At 66.7% G+C, this 1,004-nt stretch carries 2 pseudogenes; one reads left to right on the top strand and one right to left on the bottom strand.

The features are described 5' to 3' along the window. Nucleotides 1-335 (top strand): annotated as a pseudogene (locus ELR45_RS13025) (hypothetical protein); the annotation flags it as partial. A gap of 305 nt (nt 336-640) precedes the next feature. Here the strand turns inward: ELR45_RS13025 and ELR45_RS13015 are convergent. After that, nucleotides 641-1,004 (bottom strand): annotated as a pseudogene (locus tag ELR45_RS13015) (hypothetical protein); the annotation flags it as partial.

The raw sequence follows: 1,004 nt of genomic DNA, 5'->3' as shown, positions 1-1,004 counted from the left end.
GCTATCCAGACCGAGTGATGGAGAGCATGGGTCGTGCCCTGGCTCTGCGGCCGGTCGTTCATGCGTGGAGCAGGGTCCGTCTGCTGTACTCGGAGGCCACAGGGCCAGGTGAGAAGGAGGGTCTGGCGGTCACCTTGGCCGCAACCGCGACCGAGGCCCACCTTGATGACCTGGTCGCTCTGCTGCGTGACCAGTCACGCGGCCCGAGCCGCGTCCATCTATTGTCGGCGATCAAGCGAATCGGTGGCCAGCGCGGTCAAGACGTGCTCGACTCCCTGACCTCGCACCCACTGTTCGGCGACGAGGCCAGCACACCGGCGAAGACTCGAACATAACCAAGGATTTGCAGGCGTCTACAGCAGAGCTATCGGGGCGAGGTGGCTGAGTGATCCGTGTCGGGCAGTTCGGCGAAGTGGCAGGCGCCGGGGTGCAGGCCGAGACGTGACTCGAGCGTGGGCTCGTCGTCGGTGCACAGCTGTTGCGCCTTCCAGCACCGGTGCGGAACCGGCAGCCCGACGGCGGATTCGCGGTCGATGCGGGTACATCGGATGACGACGGCAACGCCGTAAGGCGCCGTCTGGGCGCCAAATCCGGCCGCAGAGATGTTTTTCCGGTGCAGGGGCACGAGGACGCTCGTGTCCTAGCGGAGGATCAGCAGCCGGTCGGTGCCGATGCCGCTGATGACGAGGCGTTCCTTACGGTTCTGCAGCAACTGCTGGGTCCAGTCGACGAGACCGCCGTCGGACAGCTCGTACCGGGCGTCGCCGTGGACGGCGTAGACCTTGAAGCAGTACCCCGCGTAGTAGCCTCGACCGGTCTCACGTCCGGGGTCGTCGACCACGGTGGCGACGCCGTCGAGCGCCTCGTGTACCGCCTCCGAGACCCGCTCGAACCGCTGCGCGAAGTCGCTGAGCCGCACCTCCACGGCGTCCGCACCGGCTGCGCGGATACAGGTCGCGTGAAACCGGCAGTGCTCACGGATCGCGTCGATCTCGAACCGCTGG

This window comes from Phytoactinopolyspora endophytica (assembly GCF_004138495.1).
Classification (GTDB): domain Bacteria; phylum Actinomycetota; class Actinomycetes; order Jiangellales; family Jiangellaceae; genus Phytoactinopolyspora; species Phytoactinopolyspora endophytica.
This window is presented reverse-complemented; position numbering and strand designations above follow the sequence as displayed.